Raw genomic sequence first — 17480 nt, 5'->3', positions numbered from 1 at the left:
CTCGCGCTCCGGTCGGCGGAGGTCCCGTCCAGGCGTCCGGAGCCGTTCCGGACGCCTGGGCGCCGCGTGAGTGTAAGGGGAATCACACGCCGTACCGATAGCTCGACCGTGCGCTCTCGTCGGGCGGCGGGGGGTTGCCGGGAGGTGTGACAGTGGTGGGGTGACCACGCTCCACCCGGTCCGGTCGGCTCCCCCTCCCGGCACGGACCCCGGTCCAGGGGGGAGCATCCTGCCCGGCGCCGACCTGCTGGCGGCCGTGCTCGCCGGGACGCCGGAGGAGGAACAGCCGGTCACCCACGTCCACCGGCTGCCGGTGCGGGAGAGCAGCACCCGGTCCTGGCCGGAGTGGGTCGGCCCGGAGCTGCGGGAGAGGCTCGCGGCGCACGGCGTCGACACCCCGTACCGGCACCAGGTCGAGGCCGCCGAGCTCGCGCACGACGGCCGGCACGTGGTGGTGGCCACGGGCACGGCGTCGGGCAAGTCCCTGGCCTACCAGCTGCCGGCCCTGGCGCGGCTGGCCGAGGACCCCCGCGCCTGCGTCCTCTACCTGGCGCCGACCAAGGCGCTGGCTCGCGACCAGCTGGCGTCCGTCGCCGCGCTGGCCGACCCGTCGGTCCGCCCCGCTGCCTACGACGGCGACACCCCCATGGAGGAGCGGGAGTGGGTCCGGCGGCACTCGCGCTGGATCGTGACCAACCCCGACATGCTGCACCGCGGCGTCCTGCCGGCCCACCAGAAGTGGTCGAGCACCCTGCGCCGGCTGGCCTACGTGGTCGTCGACGAGTGCCACGCCTACCGGGGCGTCTTCGGCTCCCACGTCGGCCACGTGCTGCGCCGGCTCCGGCGGATCTGCCGCCGCTACGGCACCGAGCCGGTGTTCCTGCTCGCCTCGGCGACCGTCGCCGAGCCGGCCGCGGCCGCCACCCGCCTCGTCGGCGCCCCGGTGGCGGCGGTGACCGACGACGGCTCGCCGCGACCGGGCGCCACCTTCGCCCTCTGGGAACCGCCGCTCACCGAGCGGACCGGGGAGCACGGTGCGCCCCTGCGCCGCTCGGCGGCCGCGGACGCCGCCACGCTGCTGGCCGACCTGGTCGAGCGCGACGCCCGCACGCTGGCGTTCGTCCGCTCCCGCCGCAGCGCGGAGTCCGTGGCCGAGCAGGCCCGCCGGGTGCTGTTGGACCGGGGCCGGGGCGACCTCGCCCGCCGGGTGGACTCCTACCGGGGCGGCTACCTCCCGGAGGAGCGGCGCGAGCTGGAGCGCGCGCTGTCGGCCGGCGAGCTGCTCGGGGTGGCGACGACCAACGCCCTCGAGCTCGGCATCGACATCGCCGGCCTGGACGCGGTCGTGCTGGCCGGCTATCCGGGGACGCTGGCCTCGCTGTGGCAGCAGGCCGGCCGCGCGGGTCGGGCGCAACGGGAGTCGCTGGTCGTCTTCGTCGCGCGGGACGACCCGCTGGACCACTACCTCGCCCACCACCCGCGGGCGGTGTTCGGCCGCCCCGTCGAGGCGACGGTCACCGACCCGACGAACCCGTACGTGCTCGGCCCGCAGCTCTGCTGCGCCGCCGCGGAGCTCCCGCTGGCACCGGCCGACCTCGCCGACTTCGGCGGCCCGGCGGCCGAGGCGCGGGTCGAGGAGCTCGTCGCCGAGGGACTGCTGCGGCGGCGCCCCACCGGCTGGTACTGGGCCGGCCGGGGACGCCCGGACGTCGACATCCGGGGCAGCGGCCTCGAGCCGGTGACCATCATCGAGGGCGCCACCGGACGACTGCTGGGGACCGTCGACGGCGACGCCGCGCACGCCACCGTCCACACCGGCGCGCTCTACGTGCACCGCGGGGAGACCTACGTCGTCGACGAGTTCTGCGTCGAGGACGCCACCGCGGTGGTCCACGCCGAGAGCCCGGAGTGGACCACCGTCGCCCGAGACGTCACCGACCTGTCCGTCGTCTCCACCGACCGCTCGCGACGGCTGGGCGAGGTCGGGGCGCACACCGGCGTCGTGGACGTGACCAACCAGGTGGTGGCCTACCAGCGGCGGCGGCTCGGGACCGGCGAGGTGCTCGCGGAGTTCCCGCTCGACCTGCCGGCGCGCCAGCTGCGCACCCGCGCGGTGTGGCTGACGCTCGACGAGCGGGCGGTCGCCCGGGCCGAGGTGGACGACGTGGCGCTGCCCGGGTCGCTGCACGCCGCGGAGCACGCCGCCATCGGCATCCTGCCGCTGCTGGCCACCTGCGACCGCTGGGACCTCGGCGGGGTCTCCACGGCACTGCACCCGGACACCGGCGCGGCGACGATCGTCGTCTACGACGGTCATCCCGGCGGTGCCGGCTTCGCCGAGCGCGGCTTCGCCGTCCTCCGGCGCTGGCTGCAGGCCACCCGCGCGACCGTGGCGAGCTGCGAGTGCGAGAGCGGCTGCCCGTCCTGCGTCCAGTCGCCCAAGTGCGGCAACGGCAACGACCCGCTCGACAAGGCCGGCGCGGTCCGGGTGCTCGACGTCGTCCTCGACGAGCTCGCCGCCGCCGAGGACCGGGCCGGCGAGACGGACGAGGACGCCGACCGCCCGTCGCCGGAGGACCCACCGGGTGAGACCGTCCGCGCCTCGGCGGGCACGCCCGCGGCGGCTCCACCGCCCGAGGACGACCTCGTCTTCTGAGTCACGGCAGGCGCGGCGGCCGGCGCCACCGGACCGGCCCGGGCCCGACCGGCGGCGCGACCGACCCCGAGGGGTCCGAGGCCGACGGGCACCTCGACGACGACCTCGACGACCGCCCCGGGGCCCACGCTGCAGCCGACGAGGACGGCCCCGTTCGCCGCGGCGACCCGGCCGGCCGACGTGCAGGCCCCCGGGTCTCCCACCACCGCGCGTTCGGCCGCGGCGAGGGCCGTGAGGTCGGCGGCCGACGTGGCCCGGTGCCGCGCGACCACGGCCGTGCCGACCAGGACGGCGGCGACGCCGACCGCGGCGAGGACCCCGGAGAGGGCGACCACCCAGACGGTCGCGGAGCCGCGCTCGTCGGCCAACCGCGGCCCGGCGCTCACCCGCCCTCCCCGGCGGCGGAGCCCCCGACCACGCCGCCGACCTCGCCCGGCTCCCGCTGGGCCATGGCCGAGGCGTGCACGCGGACCCGCAGCGGCACGGGCCCGAGCGGGGCGACCTCGGCGGTGACGGTCACGACGACCGTGGCACCGGTCGCGGCCACCGCGACCGACGCCCCGTCGGGCGCCGCCCGCCCGGCGACGGCATGGACGAACGCGGACTCCTCTCCCCGGGCGGCGGCGCGGGCGCCCTCGCGGGCCGCGTCGACGCACCGGAGCTGGGCCCCGACGACGGTGACGGCAGCGACCGCGCCGGCGAGGACCAGCAGGAGGACGGGGAGGACGACGGCGGTCTCGGCCGTGACCATGCCGTCCTCCCGGCCGCCCCGCCGCCAGGTCGGCGCGGCACGGCGCCGCACCGGTCGGGCCCGCGGCATGGTCAGGAGAGCGTGGCCAGCGCGGAGGCGACCAGGTCGCCGAGCGCGTCCACGACCGAGCCGCCGGTGACGACGCGGTACAGCACCGCCGCGAAGGCGCAGGCGGCGACGGTGCCCACCGCGTACTCAGCGGTGCTCATGCCCGCCTCGCCGGTGGCCCGCACGCGGGCCCACCGCGCCCGGAGCGACCCGCCTGCCGACGGGCCGCCCTGCTCGGCGCCCGCCGGCTCCGACGCGGACGCCAGCTCCGGGGCGGTCGCCGGCCCGTTGCCGGCCGGCGGGTCCAGTTGGGGGATCGGGGTGCTGCTCACGGGTGCCTCCTCGTCCGGGCCCGCGGTTCGGGGCCGTCGTCCTCGACCCTCGTGGCGGCCGGGGCGGGATCCCATGGCGCAGCGGCATCTGTGGACGGCGCGGCCGGCTGTGGACGGCCCGGTCTCACCCGAGGACGTCGGCGGCGATGCCGAGGACGAGCGGCACGACCCCGAGGCAGAGGAAGGCGGGCAGGAAGCAGGCCCCGAGCGGCGCCAGCACCCACACACCGGCGCGGCGGACGGCGGCGTCGGCACGGCCACGCGCCTCCGCCCGCAGGTCGGCCGCGAGCGCCTGCACCGCGGGCACCACGGCGGAGCCGGACTCCCCCGCCCGGACCATCACCCGGCCCAGCCCCGCCAGCTCGGCCGGGACGTCCGCCCAGGCCCGCGACGGTGCGGCACCCATCCGGGAGAGGCCGGCCACCGCGGCCAGCGCGGGCCCCGGCGCGTCGGGGAGGACGGCGGCGACCGCGGCGAGGGCACCGCCGACGGGCAGGCCCGCGGCCAGGCAGACGGCCAGCAGGTCACAGGCCATCGGCAGGTCGGCGGCCGACCCGTCCGCCCCGCCCCCGATCCGGCGGCGCAGCAGGCGCTCACCGCCGACGGTTCCCGCGACCGCGACCGCGGCCCCCGGGAGCCCGCCGACCAGCAGCCCCGCGGAGACCCCGACCGCGCCGGCCAGCAACCACCGGCGACGCGGACCGGCGTCCCCACCGGCGCGGCCGGCGTCGTCAGGATCCCGGGCGGACAGGGCGCGCACCCGTCGCCGGAGCAGCGTCCGCCGCTCCGGCCACACCAGCGCGGCCGCCGCGACGAGGAGCAGGGCGGCGGGCCCGGTCACGGCAGGGCCCGGCGGACCAGCCGGGCCGACCACGCGACACCGGCGACCTCCAGCGCCACCCCGGCCACGAGCAGCACCTGTCCGGTCCCCGTCGTGGTGAGCACGCGCCACGGGTCGGCGCCGATCCCCCCGCCCATCGCCAGCCCGAGGAGCGGGAGCGCGGCCAGGAGGACCGTGCTGGCGCGGGCTCCCGCGGTGGCCGACCGGAGGTCCAGCCGCTGGCGGTGGCGGGCGCGCAGGTCGTCCTCCACCGCGCCCACGACGGCGGCCAGGGAGCACCCGGTGCGCTCGCTGAGCAACGTCGCGGCCGACACCCGGTCCAGCGCCTGCGCCAGCAGACCGGTCCGCGGCGGGCTCGCCGCAGCCGCGGAGGCCGGCGCCCGCACCGCCCGTGCCAGCGCCCGCCCGCTGTCGACGTCGGCACAGGCGGCCACGGCGGCCGCGGTCGCGCCCTCCAGCGGGCGTCCGCTGCGCAGCTCCGCGCCGAGGGCGCCCAGGGCCTCGGTGAGCGCCGCCAGGCGCGCCTCCTCACGGATCGTCTCCCGCCGGCGCTGTTCGGCGCGCGCGGCCAGCGCCGCCACCGCGCCGGCGAGGACCGCCACCACCGGGGTGCTGAGCAGCAGGCCCGCCGCGGTGGCCGCGACCCCGCCCAGCACGGGGAGCGGGAGCGCCGGCCGGGAGCGGAGCCACCCGGTCCCGCCCCGCGGCTTCCCGCGCACCTCCCGCCGGACCCGGCGGGCGGTGCCGCGCCCCGGCCACGTCGCCAGGGCGGCGCCCAGGAGCAGCAGGGCGGGGGTCATCCGGACCACCCGTCCGGCTCGAGCAGCGCCGCGAGCCGCGCGGCACCCGGGCACGGACCGCCGTCGACGCGCCAGCCGGCCTCGACGACGACCAGCTCCCCCGCGCGACGGACGACGCCGATCTCCTCGACCCGCCGGCCGGACGGCGCCCGGCGCACGTGCACGACGACGGCCAGCGCCGCCGCGGCCTGGCTGTGGACGGCCAGCCGGTCGAGCCCCGCCGCCACCCCGAGGGCCTCGAGCCGGGCCGGCACCTCGGCCGGCCGGTTCGCGTGCAGGGTGCCGCAGCCGCCGTCGTGTCCGGTGTTGAGCGCGGCGAGCAGGTCGGTGACCTCGGCACCGCGCACCTCCCCGACGACGAGGCGGTCCGGGCGCATCCGCAAGGCCTGCCGCACCAGGTCGCGCAGGGTCACCTCCCCCACCGACTCGACGTTGGGCGGCCGGGTGGTCAGGCGCACGACGTGCGGGTGGGCGGGTGCCAGCTCCGGGGCGTCCTCGCACACCACCAGCCGCTCGCCCGGTGGGACCAGGCCGAGCAGCGCCGACAGCAGCGTCGTCTTGCCCGAGCCGGTGCCCCCGGTCACGAGGAAGGCGTGCCGCCGGGCGACCAGGGCGCGCAGGAGTGCCTCGGACCCGCCGGGGAGGGTCCCGCGCCCGACCAGGTCGGGGATCGACAGCGACGCGCGGCGCAGGACCCGCAGGGACAGGCAGGTGCCGGTGCCGGAGACCGGCGGCAGCACCGCGTGCAGCCTCGTCCCGTCGGGCAGGCCGGCGTCGACCCACGGTGCGGCGTCGTCCAGCCTCCGGCCCGCAGCGCCCGCCAGCCGCACGGCCAGCCGGCGGACGGCGGCCTCGTCGGGGAACCGGACGTCGCTGCGCTCCAGGCCGCGTCCGCGGTCGACCCAGACCTCCTCGGGCCCGTTGACCAGCACGTCGCTGACCCCGGGCGCCCGCAGCAGCGGCTCGAGCGGCCCCGCCCCGGCGAGCTCGTCGACGGCCTCACGGACCGCGCGCAGCACGTCGTCGTCCCCGAGCAGTCCCCCGGACTCCTCCCGCACGAGAGCGGCGACCGCGGCCCTCGTCGGCGCACCGGGCTCCAGGGCGAGGCGGGCCCGGACGCGGTCGACCAGCGGCGGGCCGCTCACGCCGCCCTCCCCGCCGGCCGGGCGGCCGCGGCCAGCACCCGGCGGGCCACCGCTCCCAATGGCGACCGGGCGCCCACCGCCGGCGGCTCGCCGCGCTCGCCACGGGCAGCGGCGCCGCGGTCGTGACCGAGCTCCGCGAGCACCGGCCGGCCCACCACGTCGGCGACCTCGTCGGGCGACAGCCCGCCGGCCGTCCGGCGGACGACCAGCTGCGCCGCCGCCCACGGCGCGGGCCGGCCGTCGGGTCCGGCGGTGACCAGGAGCCGGGCGGCCGACGCCGCCCGCAGTCGGCCGGCCACGACGAGCACCGCCAGGTCCGCCTCGGCCAGCACCACCTCGGCGAGCTCCGGCCCGGCCGTCCGGGGCAGGTCGACCACGACCGGCCAGCCGCCGGCCCGCGCGGCCTCGACGACGGCCTGCAGCGCCTCGGCGGGGACGTCGGCGGGCGCCCCGCGGGACGGCGCCAGGACCGAGACGCCGGAGACCTCGGGCAGGGCCGCCATCAGCGCGTCGCCGGCGACGCGGCCCCGCAGGCCGGCCAGCTCGGGCCAGCGCAGCCCCTCGGTGTGCTCGGCGCCGAGGACCAGGTCCAGCCCGGCGCCCCACCCGTCGGCGTCCACCAGCAGGGCGCCGCCGCCCGGGGCGGCGCTGAGCGCCACGGCCGCGGCCACCGTGCTGGCGCCCGCGCCCCCACAGCTGCTGCCCACCACGAGCAGGGAGCCGCGCTCGACCGGGGAGCGCAGTGCCGCGGCGACCCGGGACAGCAGCCAGGCCTCGTCGTCGGGCAGCACGGCCACGCGTTCGGCGCCGAGCTCCACCGCCGCCGCCCAGGCACCGGCCGGCGGCTCGCCGGGAGCGATCACCACGACGCCGGGCCGGCGGGGCAGGCCGCGGACCGGGGCGGTGGTCAGGACGTCGGCACCGAGCAGGACCAGCGGTGCCTCCCGGTGCGCCCGGCGCAGCCCCGAGCCACCGGAGGCGACCACCGGCTCGGCGCCGGCGGCGGCCAGCAGGCGGAGGAGGTCGTCGAGGAGCTCCTCGTCGGCGGCCACGACGAGCGGGCGGGGCGGGAGGGACCGGGGGGATGCCACGGACCGAGCCCACTGCGGTCGCGGCGGTGACGCGAGGGGCGCACGGGATCTGTGGATGACCCGATGGGGTGTGGAGGGACGGCGATGCCCGTTCCGGTGGGCCTGTCGACCTACAGTCGTGAACCGTGACCCGCGCAGCGGCGTTCTTCGACCTGGACAAGACCGTCATAGCCAAGTCCAGCACCTTGGCCTTCGGCCGTCCGTTCTTCCAGGGCGGGCTGATCAACCGGCGGGCCGTCCTCAAGGGCGCCTACGCCCAGTTCGTCTTCTCCCTGGCCGGCGCCGACGCGCAGCAGATGGAGCGCATGCGGGCGCAGATCACCCAGATGTGCACCGGATGGGACGTCGCGACCGTGCACGAGATCGTCCGGGAGACGCTGCACGACATCGTCGACCCGCTCGTCTACGCCGAGGCCGCAGACCTGATCGAGGAGCACCGGGCGGCGGGCCGGGAGATCGTCATCGTCTCCAGCAGCGGCGCGGAGATGGTGGAGCCGATCGGTGAGATGCTCGGCGCCGACCGGGTGGTCGCGACCCGCATGGTGACCGTGGACGGGCACTACACCGGGGAGATCGACTTCTACGCCTACGGGGAGAACAAGGCGGTCGCGGTCCGGGAGGTGGCGGCCGAGAACGGCTACGACCTGGCCGACTGCTACGCCTACAGCGACTCCGTCACCGACCTGCCGATGCTGTCGGAGGTCGGCCACCCCACGGCCGTCAACCCCGACCGGGCGCTGCGCCGGGCCGCGGCCGAGCGGGGCTGGCCGGTCCTGGAGTTCACCCGGCCGGTGTCCATGCGCTCCCGCTTCGCGGTGCCGACGACCCCGGTCGTGACCGGCGCGGCCATGGGCGTGGGTGCCGCCGTGGTCGGGCTGGCCTGGTACGCCCGCCGGCGCGCCCTGCGCGAGGCCGGCCTCAGCCCGTCCGCGCCGGTCCCGGGGAAGCGCCGCCGCCGCGGGGCCTGACCCCGCCGGACGCTCAGCCCCGCAGCAGGCTCTCGCAGATCGCCAGGCCCTCCCGCGCGCCGAGCTCGGTGGCCCGGCAGCAGTGCACCAGCCAGGCCGCGACGCCCTCCGGCGCGCCGGTGGCGTACCCGGCCAGCGCCGCGGCGTACGCCTCGCGGCCGAGCTCCACGAACCCGACCTCGGGCACCGAGACGGCCTTGGGGTCCAGTCCACGCGCGATGCCGGTGAGCCGCCCGGCCGCCCGGGCGACGATCCCGTCGGCCACGCCGAACGGCGCGAGGGCGGCCAGCTCACCGTGGACCAGCGCCGCGAGGACCACCGCGGGCACCTCTGTCCCCCCGGCGACCAGGGCGGACAACCCGCCGAGCCGCGGGGCGGCGTGCGGTCCCGGGCGGCCGAGGGCGGCCCGGTCGGTGAGGTCGGCGGCGGCCAGCACGTGCAGCCGGGCGAGCACCTGCCCGGGGGCCCGGGACCAGGTGTCGACCATCGACCCCAGGGCCAGGGAGCTGCGCAGCGCCCCCTGCACGACCGGGTCGCCCACCTGCCCGGCCCGGAGGTCGGCCAGCGGCACGTCGACCCCCTCGAGGGCGGCGGAGGCGCGGGCGCCCCGCAGCGCGGACTCCGAGCTCACGCCGGCGGACTCCCGCCGCAGCACCCGGTGGGTCAGCAGCCGGTCGATGCCCGCGCGGGCCGCGTCGGCGGCGTCCCGCACGCCGGGCAGGTCGAGCAGCGGCCCCAGCGGGTCACGACGGGCAGCGCCCGCCCGGCCCGTGTCGGGACGGCCGGCACCGGGCCGGACGGGGATGGTCACCTGGACGACGGTACGAGGGCCGGCCCGGTGACCGGCGGCACGCTGGCTACCCTGCCTCCCACCATGGCCCGGCCGCTGACCCTGCTCCTCGTGCGCCACGGCCAGAGCGCGTGGAACGCCGCGGGCCTGATGCAGGGGCAGACGGCGCACGTGCCGCTGACCGAACTCGGGCACGCCCAGGCGTCGGCCGCCGCCGGGGAGTTGCGCGCGCTGCGGCCGGGCGCCCTCGTCTCCAGCGACCTGCGGCGCGCGGTCCAGACCGCGGAGCACTGCGCCCGGGCCACGGGACTGCCGTTCACCACGACCGCTGCGCTGCGCGAGCAGGGCTACGGGAGCCTGGAGGGGCGCCCGTCGCGGGAGCTGTGGGACGTCGTCGACTGGACCGACCCGCACTGGGCCGCCGACGGCGGGGAGAGCCTCGCGGAGCTGCACGGCCGGGTCGCGGCCTACCTCGGCGCCCTGTGCGCCGAGCCGCCGGCGGACGTCGTCGCGCTGGTCACGCACGGCGACACCATCCGGGCGGCGCAGGCGGTCGCCGCGGGTCTCGGCCCCGGCGCCCTGCCGGCGCTCACCCCGCACAACGGCAGCGTGACCCGCCTCGAGGTGGACCTGTGAGCAGGTGCCGCGCCGCCGGCGCCGTCCCGGCGCTCCGGTGAGGTGGACGGGGCCGCTGGAGGCCGCCGCCGTGCTCACCGTGCTGCCGGTCCCGGCGCGGGCGGCGGCGGGGACCCGGGGCGTGCTGCCCTGGGCGCCGCTGGTCGGGCTGGTCCTCGGCGGCGTCGCGACCGGTGTCGCCGTGGCCGGTACCCGCCTCGTCGGGCCGCTGGTGGGCGCGGTCCTGGGCGTGGCGACCCTGGCGGCGCTCACCCGGGGCCTGCACCTGGACGGGCTGGCCGACACCGCCGACGGGTTGGGTCCGCTGCGGGGCCGGGAGCGGGCCCTGGAGGTGATGCGCCAGGGCGACGTCGGCCCGTTCGGCGTCGCGACGCTGCTGCTGGTGGTCCTGCTGCAGGTGTCGTGCGCCGCGGTGCTGCTCGCGGACGCCGATGGCTGGGCGGGGCTCTGGGCCGCGGTGCTCGCCGCGCGGCTGGCGATGACCCGCACCGGGTTGCCGCGCGTCGCGGTCGCGGAGGGCTCCACGCTGGGGCGGGCGGTCGCCGGCACCGTGTCCCGGCGCTGGTGGACCGGGTGCCTGCTGGCGGCGGTCGCGCTGGCCCTCGGAGCGGCGGGCGGGGACTGGCGGCTCGCCGGTCAGCTCGTCGGCAGCGCCGCGGCGGGCCTCGTCGCGGCCGAGCTCCTCCTGCGCCGGGCGCGCACCCGGTTGGGTGGCGTCACCGGCGACGTCATGGGGGCGGTGGGCGAGACGGCGGCCGCGGTGACCCTGCTGGTGGCCGCGGCCGCCGTCCCCTGACCGTCAGCGGCGGCGGAGCAGGCCGCTGAGCATGCCGCCGAGGCCGGAGGCGGTCGTGGCCGGGCGCCCGCGCCCGGTGGTCCGCGCCGTCGTCCGGCTGAACCCGCGGCCGGTCGACGCCCGTCCGGCCGCGCCCCGGCCGGTCGTCGCGCGACCGGTGGAGCGCGCCATCCCGCGCCCGCTGGTGCGGCCACCGCGAGCGGCGGTGCGTGCAGTGTTCTCTGCCGTGCCCATCAGTCGTCCGAGGATGCTCATGAGGTCCGGGTACCCGTCCTGGCCGCGTCGATGCACGGCCCCGAGGACCAGCTCAGCGCGGCGGGTCGCCGTCGTCCGGCTCAGCCCGGCGGTGCCGACGAGCGGCGCACGACGAGCCCGGCCGGCAACGCGGTGACCGCGTCGGGACGCTCCCCGCGGAGCAGTGCCAGGAGCGCCCCCGCGGCCACCTCGCCCTTGCGCCGGTGCGGCTGCGCGACCGAGGTGAGCCCGAGCCGGCCGGCCGGCTCGGCGTCGTCGAACCCGATGACCGTGAGGTCCTCGGGCACCCGCAGCCCCAGGCGGGCCGCCGTCCGGAGCGCCCCCTCCGCCAGCCGGTCGCTGAGGCAGATCAGCGCGGTCGGCCGGGGCGTGCGGGCCAGGACCGCGGCCGCCCCCGCCTCCCCCTCCGCCACCGTGCTGTCGGTCCCCTCGGCGACCGGCACGCCCGCCCAGTCGATCCCGGCCGACTCCGCCGCGGCCCGGTAGCCGGCCAGCCGGTCGCGGGTCACCGCGTAGGTCGCCGCCTCCTGGGCCGGGACGTCGACCAGGCGCCGCTCGGCGGCCCGGGTCAGGCCGAAGCCGACGACACCGAGCCGCCGGTGGCCCAGCTCGAGCACGTGCCGCGCCGCCTCCGCGGCCGCGGCGCGGTCGTCCACGCCGACCCACGGGATGGGGCCGGGTCCCAGCGCGGCCAGCCGGGAGGGCCGCGGCTGGTCGATCACCGCCAGCGGCAGCCGGCGCGCGGCCGCGGCGGCGAGCACCGGGTCGTCGTCGGCCAGCGAGCAGGCCACCAGCCCGTCGACGAGCGCACCGCCCACCGCCGCGGCCGCGCGGGCGACGTCGACCGATCCGGGCACCAGCAGCAGCCCCAGGCCCGCGGGCTCGGCGACGGCCGTGGCACCGGTCAGCACCGCCACCGCCACCGGGTCGGCGAAGGCGTAGGACAGCCCGTTGTCGTACGCGAACCCGAGGGCGCCGGCCCGTCCCCGCCGCAGCCCCGCGGCGAGCGGGTCCGGCCCGGCGTAGCCCAGCCGCTCCGCGGTGTCCAGCACCCGGTCCCGCAGCGCCGGCGACAGCTGGTCGGGCCGGCTGAACGCGTTGGACACCGTCTTGGCCGAGATCCCCAGCTCCGCGGCGACCTCGCGGAGGGTGATCCGTCGCGCGGGTCCCAGGGACATGCCACCATGGTGCTTCTTCATCGATGAAGAAGCACCGTCAGGGGGTTCCGCGTGGACACGCAGACCGGGCCGAGGTCAGGGGGCGCGACCGCCGCCGTCGCCACGCTCGCCGCCGTCCAGTTCGTCGACGTCCTCGGCGGCACCGTCGTCATCACCGCCCTGCCGGCCGTGCTGGCCGACCTCGACGCGCCCCCCTCGGCCGCCGGGCCCGTGGTCACCGGCTACGCGGTCTTCTTCGGGGCGCTGCTCCTCCTGGGTGCGCGGCTCGGCGACCGGTTCGGCCACCGGCGGGTGCTGGCGACGGGTGTGACGCTCTTCGGCGTCGCGTCGGTCCTGGCCGCCCTCGCCCCGGCCGCGCCGGTGCTGGTGGCCGCGCGCTGCCTGCTGGGCGCGGCCGCCGCCGTGTCCGTCCCCCCGGCCCTGCGCCTGCTCACGGCGGCGACCGAGGACGAGGACGCCCGCCGCCGGGCCCTGGCGGTCTGGAGCGCGGCGGGGGCAGCGGCCGGTGCCACCGGCTTCCTGCTGGGCGGGGTCCTGAGCGACCTCACCGGCTGGCGCAGCCTCTTCTGGCTCAACGTGCCGCTGGCCGCGGGCCTGCTGGTCGCCGTCTCCCGATGGGTCCCCGACCCGCCCCGGGTGCGCAGCGGCCGGCTCGACCTGCGCGGAGCGGCGCTCCTCGCCGCCGGTGTGGCGGCGCTCGTGCTCGGCGCCTCGGTCCTGGAGCAGGCCGGCAGCCGTGGGCGGGGGGCGCTGCTGGTCCTCGCCGGCGCGGCGCTGCTCGCGGCCTTCGCCCGGGCCCAGCGCCGGGCCGCCGACCCGCTGCTGCCGCCGGCGGCGGCCCGGCTGCGCCGACTGCGCACCGGCGCGGCCACGGCCTTCCTCAACACCGCCACGACCAGCTCGGCAGCGACGCTGGCGACCCTCCACCTGCAGGAGGAGCGGGGGTTCGGCCCCACGGCGACCGGTGCGCTGCTGCTGCCGTTCAGCCTGTGCGTGGTCCTCGGCGCCACCGCCGCGGCCCCGGCCCTGCGCCGGCTCGGTCCGCGGACGGTGGCCGGACTGGGGCTGGCGGCCATCGGCGGCGGGAACGCCGTCCTGCTCGCCGCCGAGACCTCACCGGCCTGGATCGGCGCCGGGATGGCGGTGGCGGGCGCGGGCATCGGGCTGTCCTCGGTGGCCTCGACGGCGATGGGCACCGACGTCCCCGAGGCGCTGCAGGGCGCCGCCTCCGGCGTGCTCAACACCGCCGCCCAGCTGGGCACGGCCCTCGGCGTGGCCGCCGTGCTCCTGGTCGCCCGCGCGACGGCGGGCAGCGACCTGCCGCTCGCGGGCACGGCGCTGGGCTGGGCGGCGGCGGCGGCCGGTGCGGCCACCGCCGCCGTCGTCCTGCTCGGGCGCGTTCCACGCCGGGGTGACCGCTGAGGCGGTGTCAGTCGGCGCCGAGCGCGTCGGCCATCCGGTGGTGCGGCACCGCCTCACCGGCCCGGCTCTGCCGTTCCAGCGTGCGGGCCAGCGCCCGGCGGGCCCACCCGTTGGCCGGCGCCCTCTCGACCAGCCGGCCCAGGGCCTCCTCGGCGCGACCGAGCTGCGCGGAGCCGAAGTAGGCGCGGGCGAGCAGCTCGAGGGCCGCCTCGTTGTCCGGCTCCGCCTCGACGACGGGCACCAGGACGCGGGCCGCCTCGATCGGCTGCCCCATGGAGAGGAACAGGTCGGCGCGCAGGAACTCCGAGTGCAGGTCGATCTCGAACGGACGGCTCATGGCGACCAGAACGGCGCCGGGGCCCCCGGGCTTCCCCGGCGGGCGCGGCGCGGCGGACCGACCGCATCCGGGCGGCGCCGCAGCGCGGAAGGGAGGAGTACCAGCCCCCACACCGGGAGGTCCTCCCATGGCCCTGCTCCACCGCAGCTCGCACCGGACGCCGCAGCCCCCCGCCGACCCCGGACACCGCGTGCTGGCCGTGCACCGGCTGGGCGCCGTCGCCGTCGCCCTGGTCATCGCCACCTTCGGCGTGCTCGGTCTCGCCGGCGGGCTGGACTTCTTCTCCACGGAGGGCGAGCGGGTCCTGGGCCTGTCGTCCAACGGCCTGCTGTCCACGATCTCGCTGGTCACCGCGGCCGTGCTCCTCGCCGCGGCCGTCCGCGGGCCCCGGATCGCCTCCACGGTGATGATCGTCGTCGGGGTGCTGTTCCTCGTGTCCGCGCTGGCGAACCTCGCCGTCCTGCGGACGTCGCTCAACGTCCTGGCCTTCGAGTTCGCCAACGTCGTCTTCTCGATCGTCGCCGGGCTGGTCCTCCTCCTCCTCGGCGCGTACGGCCGGCTCAGCGGCAACCTGCCACCCGACAGCCCCTACGCCCGCGCGGAGGACGACGCCGTCGACGAGCCCCTCGACGAGCGGCCGGCCACCCCGGCCGAGGCGGCTGCGGAGCTCGCCATGCGCGACGCCGAGGTGGCCGTCGTGCAGCGCACCGCCACCGGGGACCAGCGCCGCCGGGTCGAGGCCATGGCGCGGGTGCGCACGCGGGTCGAGCGGCGGCAGGTGTGGATGTCCTTCGACGGCCCACCCGCCTGAGCGGCAGCCGCGGCCGGGGTCCCGGCCCCCCATGGCTTCCGTGGGCGAGAAGTCGCGCGTGACACTCAGTGCCACGGTTTGGCAGCATGGCGCGGGACGTGGCGCGCGTCACCGGCAGGACCGGGGCGCCGCCGGTGGACAGCGACAGGCGCGGAGGACCGCATGGCGAGCACCAAGGACTGGTTCGAGACCGTCGAGGAGGCCCAGCACCGGGCGAAGAAGCGGCTACCCCGGTCGGTCTACCTGGCGCTGGTCGCCGGCACCGAGAAGGGCCTGACCGCCGGCGACAACGTGCAGGCCTTCGACGAGATCACCTGGCGGCCGCACGTGGCCGACCTGCCCGCCAAGCGCGAGACGGCGACGACGGTCATGGGCCAGGAGGTCTCCATGCCGGTGCTGATCTCGCCGACCGGCGTCCAGGCCGTGCACCCCGACGGGGAGGTCGCCGTCGCCCGGGCCGCCGCCGCCGAGGACGTCGCCATGGGGCTGTCGTCCTTCGCCAGCAAGCCGGTCGAGGAGTGCGGCGCCGCGCACTCGAAGCTGTTCTTCCAGATGTACTGGGTCGGCTCCCGCGAGACGATCCTTGCCCGCGCCGAGCGGGCCCGCGCCGCCGGCGCCAAGGGCCTGATCATGACGCTGGACTGGTCGTTCGCCTCTCGCCGCGACTGGGGCAGCCCGCCGATCCCCGAGAAGATCGACGTGAAGAACGCGCTGAAGTTCGCGCCCGAGGTGCTGCGCAAGCCGCGCTGGCTGGCCACCTACCTGCGCACCGGCGCGATCCCCGAGCTCAGCGTGCCCAACCTGGCCCTCGCCGGGCAGGAGCCGCCGAACTTCTTCGGCGCCTACGGCGAGTGGATGGGCACCGCCCTGCCCCGCTGGGAGGACGTCGCCTGGCTGCGCGAGCAGTGGGGCGGGCCGTTCATGCTCAAGGGCATCACCCGCCCCGACGACGCCCGCCGCGCGGTGGACGCCGGCGTCAGCGCCATCTCCGTCTCCACCCACGGCGGCAACAACCTCGACAGCACGCCCGGCGCGATCCGGTCGCTGCCGGCGGTCGTCGACGCCGTCGGCGACCAGGTCGAGGTGCTGATGGACGGCGGGGTCCGCCGCGGCGCCGACGTCGTCAAGGCGATGGCGCTGGGCGCCAAGGCCGTCATGATCGGCCGGGCCTACCTGTGGGGCATGGCCGCGAACGGCGAGCGCGGCGTGCAGAACGTGCTGTCGATCATCCGGCAGGGCATCGACGAGGCGCTGCTGGGCCTGGGGAGGTCCTCCGTGCACGACCTGACCCGCGAGGACGTCGTCCTGCCCGCGGGCTTCACGCGCAGCTGAGCGGCCCGACCCGCCGCGCCGGGGGAATGCGGTCGCGGCGGGAGGGCTTGCTGGCTGTCGTGCCCTCCCGCCGCGTTCCCCGCGGGGTCTCCTTCTGGACCGCCGCCGCCCTGCTCGTGCTGGTGCTGGGCGCCGCCGGGGTCCCCTCTCCGCTCTACCGCGTGTACCAGGAGGAGTTCGGGTTCTCCCCCGGCGTCCTGACGACCATCTTCGGGATCTACGCGTTCGCCCTGCTGGCCACGCTCCTGGTGGCCGGCGCGCTCTCCGACCACGTGGGCCGGCGGCCGGTGCTGGTCGCCGGCCTGCTGCTGCAGGCGGCCGCCAGCTCGCTGTTCCTGGCCGCCGACGGCGTCGGGTGGCTGCTGGCGGCCCGGGTCGTGCAGGGCCTGTCGGTGGGCACGCTGACCGGGGCGCTGGGTGCCACCCTGCTGGACTTCCAGCGCGCCGACCGGCCGAAGGGCGCCCTGCTCAACGGCGCCGCCCCCGGCCTCGGGCTGGCTCTGGGCGCGGTGAGCGCGGGCCTGGCCGTCGACGTCGTCCCGGAGCCGACGACGTGGGTGTTCGGCGCGATGACGGTCCTCTTCGCCGGAGCCGCGCTGCTCGTGCTGGTCCTGCTGCCGGAGTCCTCCCCCCGGGTGCCCGGTGCGCTGGCGTCGCTGCGCCCGCGGGTGCACGTCCCGGCCGCCCAGCGCGGGGCCTTCCTCGTCGCGCTGCCCTGCGTCTTCGCGCTGTGGGCGCTCGGCGGCCTCTACCTGTCACTCGGCCCCTCGATGGCTGCCGACGTCTTCGGCATCGAGGACCACCTGGTCGGCAGCCTGGTGCTCGGCGCGGTCAACGGCACCAGCGTGGTCGGCTCGATCGCCCTCTCGCGGGCGGCTCCGCACACGGCGATGTTGACCGGCTGCCTCGTCTTCGCCACCGGGGTCTGCGGCACCGTCGCCTCGCTCGTCCTCGGCAGCACGGTGCTCTTCTTCGCCTCCGCGGCCGTCTCCGGGTTCGGATTCGGTGCCGCCTTCCTCGGCGCCATCGCCACGGTGACCCGTGGCGTGCAGCCGGGTGAGCGCGGCGGCCTGCTGTCCAGCGTCTTCGTCGTCGGCTACCTGGGGTTCAGCGTCCCGGCCATCGCGGCGGGCCTCGCCGTCGGCGAGTTCGGCCTGCAGCCGGTCGCCGAGGTGTACGGCGCCGCCGTGGTCGCGCTGGCGCTGGTCGCGGTCGCCGGGCTGCTCCGCCGGCGCCGCGCCGCCCGCCTCGGGACGCCGGCGGAGCAGGCCGAGCCCGTCGCCGCCTGAGA

The 17480-nt window shown here is 78.3% G+C and carries 18 protein-coding genes and 1 pseudogene; 8 read left to right on the top strand and 11 right to left on the bottom strand.

Annotated features, from left to right (window positions below):
• Nucleotides 1–160 precede the first annotated feature (160 nt).
• Entirely contained in the window at nt 161–2656 is a 2496-nt protein-coding gene (locus PGN05_RS09055) for a DEAD/DEAH box helicase (protein ID WP_419752203.1), read from the top strand.
• A gap of 41 nt (nt 2657–2697) precedes the next feature.
• On the opposite strand, the pseudogene PGN05_RS09050 reads toward PGN05_RS09055, so the two are convergent.
• From PGN05_RS09050 to ssd, 7 genes and pseudogenes are all read right to left on the bottom strand, one after another.
• Nucleotides 2698–3042: pseudogene (locus tag PGN05_RS09050) on the bottom strand (Rv3654c family TadE-like protein); the annotation flags it as partial.
• The gene (locus PGN05_RS09045; RefSeq protein ID WP_419752202.1) at nt 3039–3407 is read right to left on the bottom strand and encodes a TadE family type IV pilus minor pilin; all 369 of its coding nucleotides are present in this window, start codon (nt 3405–3407) and stop codon (nt 3039–3041) included. The gene PGN05_RS09045 and the pseudogene PGN05_RS09050, both read right to left, overlap by 4 nt.
• A 71-nt stretch (nt 3408–3478) precedes the next feature.
• Nucleotides 3479–3787 carry a DUF4244 domain-containing protein gene (locus PGN05_RS09040; protein WP_419752201.1) on the bottom strand — a complete coding sequence of 103 codons (309 nt, stop codon included), beginning with the start codon at nt 3785–3787 and terminating at the stop codon, nt 3479–3481.
• A 124-nt stretch (nt 3788–3911) separates the two neighbouring features.
• On the bottom strand, nt 3912–4628 hold the full coding sequence (locus PGN05_RS09035; protein ID WP_419752200.1) for a type II secretion system F family protein: 717 nt from the start codon (nt 4626–4628) through the stop codon (nt 3912–3914).
• Nucleotides 4625–5428, bottom strand: a complete 804-nt coding sequence (locus PGN05_RS09030) for a type II secretion system F family protein (protein ID WP_419752199.1) — start codon at nt 5426–5428, stop codon at nt 4625–4627. The genes PGN05_RS09035 and PGN05_RS09030 overlap by 4 nt, the downstream gene beginning before the upstream one ends.
• Complete coding sequence (locus PGN05_RS09025; protein ID WP_419752198.1) at nt 5425–6573, bottom strand: TadA family conjugal transfer-associated ATPase; 1149 nt, start codon at nt 6571–6573, stop codon at nt 5425–5427. The genes PGN05_RS09030 and PGN05_RS09025 overlap by 4 nt, the downstream gene beginning before the upstream one ends.
• A complete protein-coding gene (ssd, locus tag PGN05_RS09020; protein ID WP_419752197.1) occupies nt 6570–7664 on the bottom strand; it encodes a septum site-determining protein Ssd in 1095 nt (364 codons plus the stop codon). Before ssd ends, PGN05_RS09025 begins: the two co-directional genes overlap by 4 nt.
• 125 nt (nt 7665–7789) lie before the next feature.
• On the opposite strand from ssd, the gene PGN05_RS09015 reads away from it, so the two are divergent.
• Nucleotides 7790–8632: an HAD family hydrolase gene (locus tag PGN05_RS09015; protein ID WP_419752196.1), complete on the top strand. Its 843-nt coding sequence runs from the start codon at nt 7790–7792 to the stop codon at nt 8630–8632.
• A 13-nt stretch (nt 8633–8645) separates the two neighbouring features.
• Here the strand turns inward: PGN05_RS09015 and PGN05_RS09010 are convergent, their stop codons facing one another.
• Nucleotides 8646–9443, bottom strand: a complete 798-nt coding sequence (locus PGN05_RS09010) for an oxidoreductase (RefSeq protein ID WP_419752195.1) — start codon at nt 9441–9443, stop codon at nt 8646–8648.
• Between the two features lie 63 nt (nt 9444–9506).
• Between PGN05_RS09010 and PGN05_RS09005 the strand changes: the two genes are divergently transcribed.
• Nucleotides 9507–10058, top strand: a complete 552-nt coding sequence (locus tag PGN05_RS09005) for a histidine phosphatase family protein (RefSeq protein WP_419752194.1) — start codon at nt 9507–9509, stop codon at nt 10056–10058.
• Nucleotides 10059–10095: 37 nt separating this feature from the next.
• Complete coding sequence (locus PGN05_RS09000; RefSeq protein WP_419752193.1) at nt 10096–10854, top strand: adenosylcobinamide-GDP ribazoletransferase; 759 nt, start codon at nt 10096–10098, stop codon at nt 10852–10854.
• A 3-nt stretch (nt 10855–10857) separates the two neighbouring features.
• On the opposite strand, the gene PGN05_RS08995 is transcribed toward PGN05_RS09000, so the two are convergent.
• The gene (locus PGN05_RS08995; protein WP_419752192.1) at nt 10858–11025 is read right to left on the bottom strand and encodes a hypothetical protein; all 168 of its coding nucleotides are present in this window, start codon (nt 11023–11025) and stop codon (nt 10858–10860) included.
• A gap of 164 nt (nt 11026–11189) precedes the next feature.
• Entirely contained in the window at nt 11190–12287 is a 1098-nt protein-coding gene (locus tag PGN05_RS08990) for a LacI family DNA-binding transcriptional regulator (protein WP_419752191.1), read from the bottom strand.
• A gap of 51 nt (nt 12288–12338) precedes the next feature.
• Here PGN05_RS08990 and PGN05_RS08985 point away from each other — a divergent pair, with 51 nt between their 5' ends.
• Nucleotides 12339–13709, top strand: coding sequence for an MFS transporter (locus tag PGN05_RS08985; RefSeq protein ID WP_419752190.1), 1371 nt, complete (start codon nt 12339–12341; stop codon nt 13707–13709).
• Between the two features lie 7 nt (nt 13710–13716).
• Here the strand turns inward: PGN05_RS08985 and PGN05_RS08980 are convergent, their stop codons facing one another.
• The gene (locus PGN05_RS08980; RefSeq protein WP_419752189.1) at nt 13717–14046 is read right to left on the bottom strand and encodes a tetratricopeptide repeat protein; all 330 of its coding nucleotides are present in this window, start codon (nt 14044–14046) and stop codon (nt 13717–13719) included.
• A 127-nt stretch (nt 14047–14173) separates the two neighbouring features.
• Here PGN05_RS08980 and PGN05_RS08975 point away from each other — a divergent pair, with 127 nt between their 5' ends.
• The 3 genes from PGN05_RS08975 (at nt 14174) to PGN05_RS08965 (ending at nt 17478) form a co-directional block, all read left to right on the top strand.
• Entirely contained in the window at nt 14174–14857 is a 684-nt protein-coding gene (locus PGN05_RS08975) for a DUF4383 domain-containing protein (RefSeq protein WP_419752188.1), read from the top strand.
• A 162-nt stretch (nt 14858–15019) separates the two neighbouring features.
• Nucleotides 15020–16189 carry a pre-mycofactocin synthase MftD gene (gene mftD, locus PGN05_RS08970; RefSeq protein ID WP_419752187.1) on the top strand — a complete coding sequence of 390 codons (1170 nt, stop codon included), beginning with the start codon at nt 15020–15022 and terminating at the stop codon, nt 16187–16189.
• Nucleotides 16190–16248: 59 nt separating this feature from the next.
• Complete coding sequence (locus tag PGN05_RS08965; RefSeq protein ID WP_419752186.1) at nt 16249–17478, top strand: MFS transporter; 1230 nt, start codon at nt 16249–16251, stop codon at nt 17476–17478.
• Nucleotides 17479–17480 lie beyond the last annotated feature (2 nt).

This window comes from Geodermatophilus sp. CPCC 206100 (genome assembly GCF_048569675.1).
In the GTDB taxonomy this organism is placed as follows: domain Bacteria; phylum Actinomycetota; class Actinomycetes; order Mycobacteriales; family Geodermatophilaceae; genus Geodermatophilus.
Note: the sequence above shows the minus strand (reverse complement) of the source record. Positions and strands in the feature narration are given on the sequence as shown.

Bases quoted from the DNA above. Each gene is read 5' to 3' on its own strand.
- PGN05_RS09030 (WP_419752199.1), bottom strand. From the start codon at position 5,428: ATGACCCCCGCCCTGCTGCTCCTGGGCGCCGCCCTGGCGACGTGGCCG.
- mftD (WP_419752187.1), top strand. From the start codon at position 15,020: ATGGCGAGCACCAAGGACTGGTTCGAGACCGTCGAGGAGGCCCAGCAC.
- PGN05_RS09005 (WP_419752194.1), top strand. From the start codon at position 9,507: ATGGCCCGGCCGCTGACCCTGCTCCTCGTGCGCCACGGCCAGAGCGCG.
- PGN05_RS08975 (WP_419752188.1), top strand. From the start codon at position 14,174: ATGGCCCTGCTCCACCGCAGCTCGCACCGGACGCCGCAGCCCCCCGCC.
- PGN05_RS08980 (WP_419752189.1), bottom strand. From the start codon at position 14,046: ATGAGCCGTCCGTTCGAGATCGACCTGCACTCGGAGTTCCTGCGCGCC.
- PGN05_RS08990 (WP_419752191.1), bottom strand. From the start codon at position 12,287: ATGTCCCTGGGACCCGCGCGACGGATCACCCTCCGCGAGGTCGCCGCG.
- PGN05_RS09045 (WP_419752202.1), bottom strand. From the start codon at position 3,407: ATGGTCACGGCCGAGACCGCCGTCGTCCTCCCCGTCCTCCTGCTGGTC.
- PGN05_RS08995 (WP_419752192.1), bottom strand. From the start codon at position 11,025: ATGGCGCGCTCCACCGGTCGCGCGACGACCGGCCGGGGCGCGGCCGGA.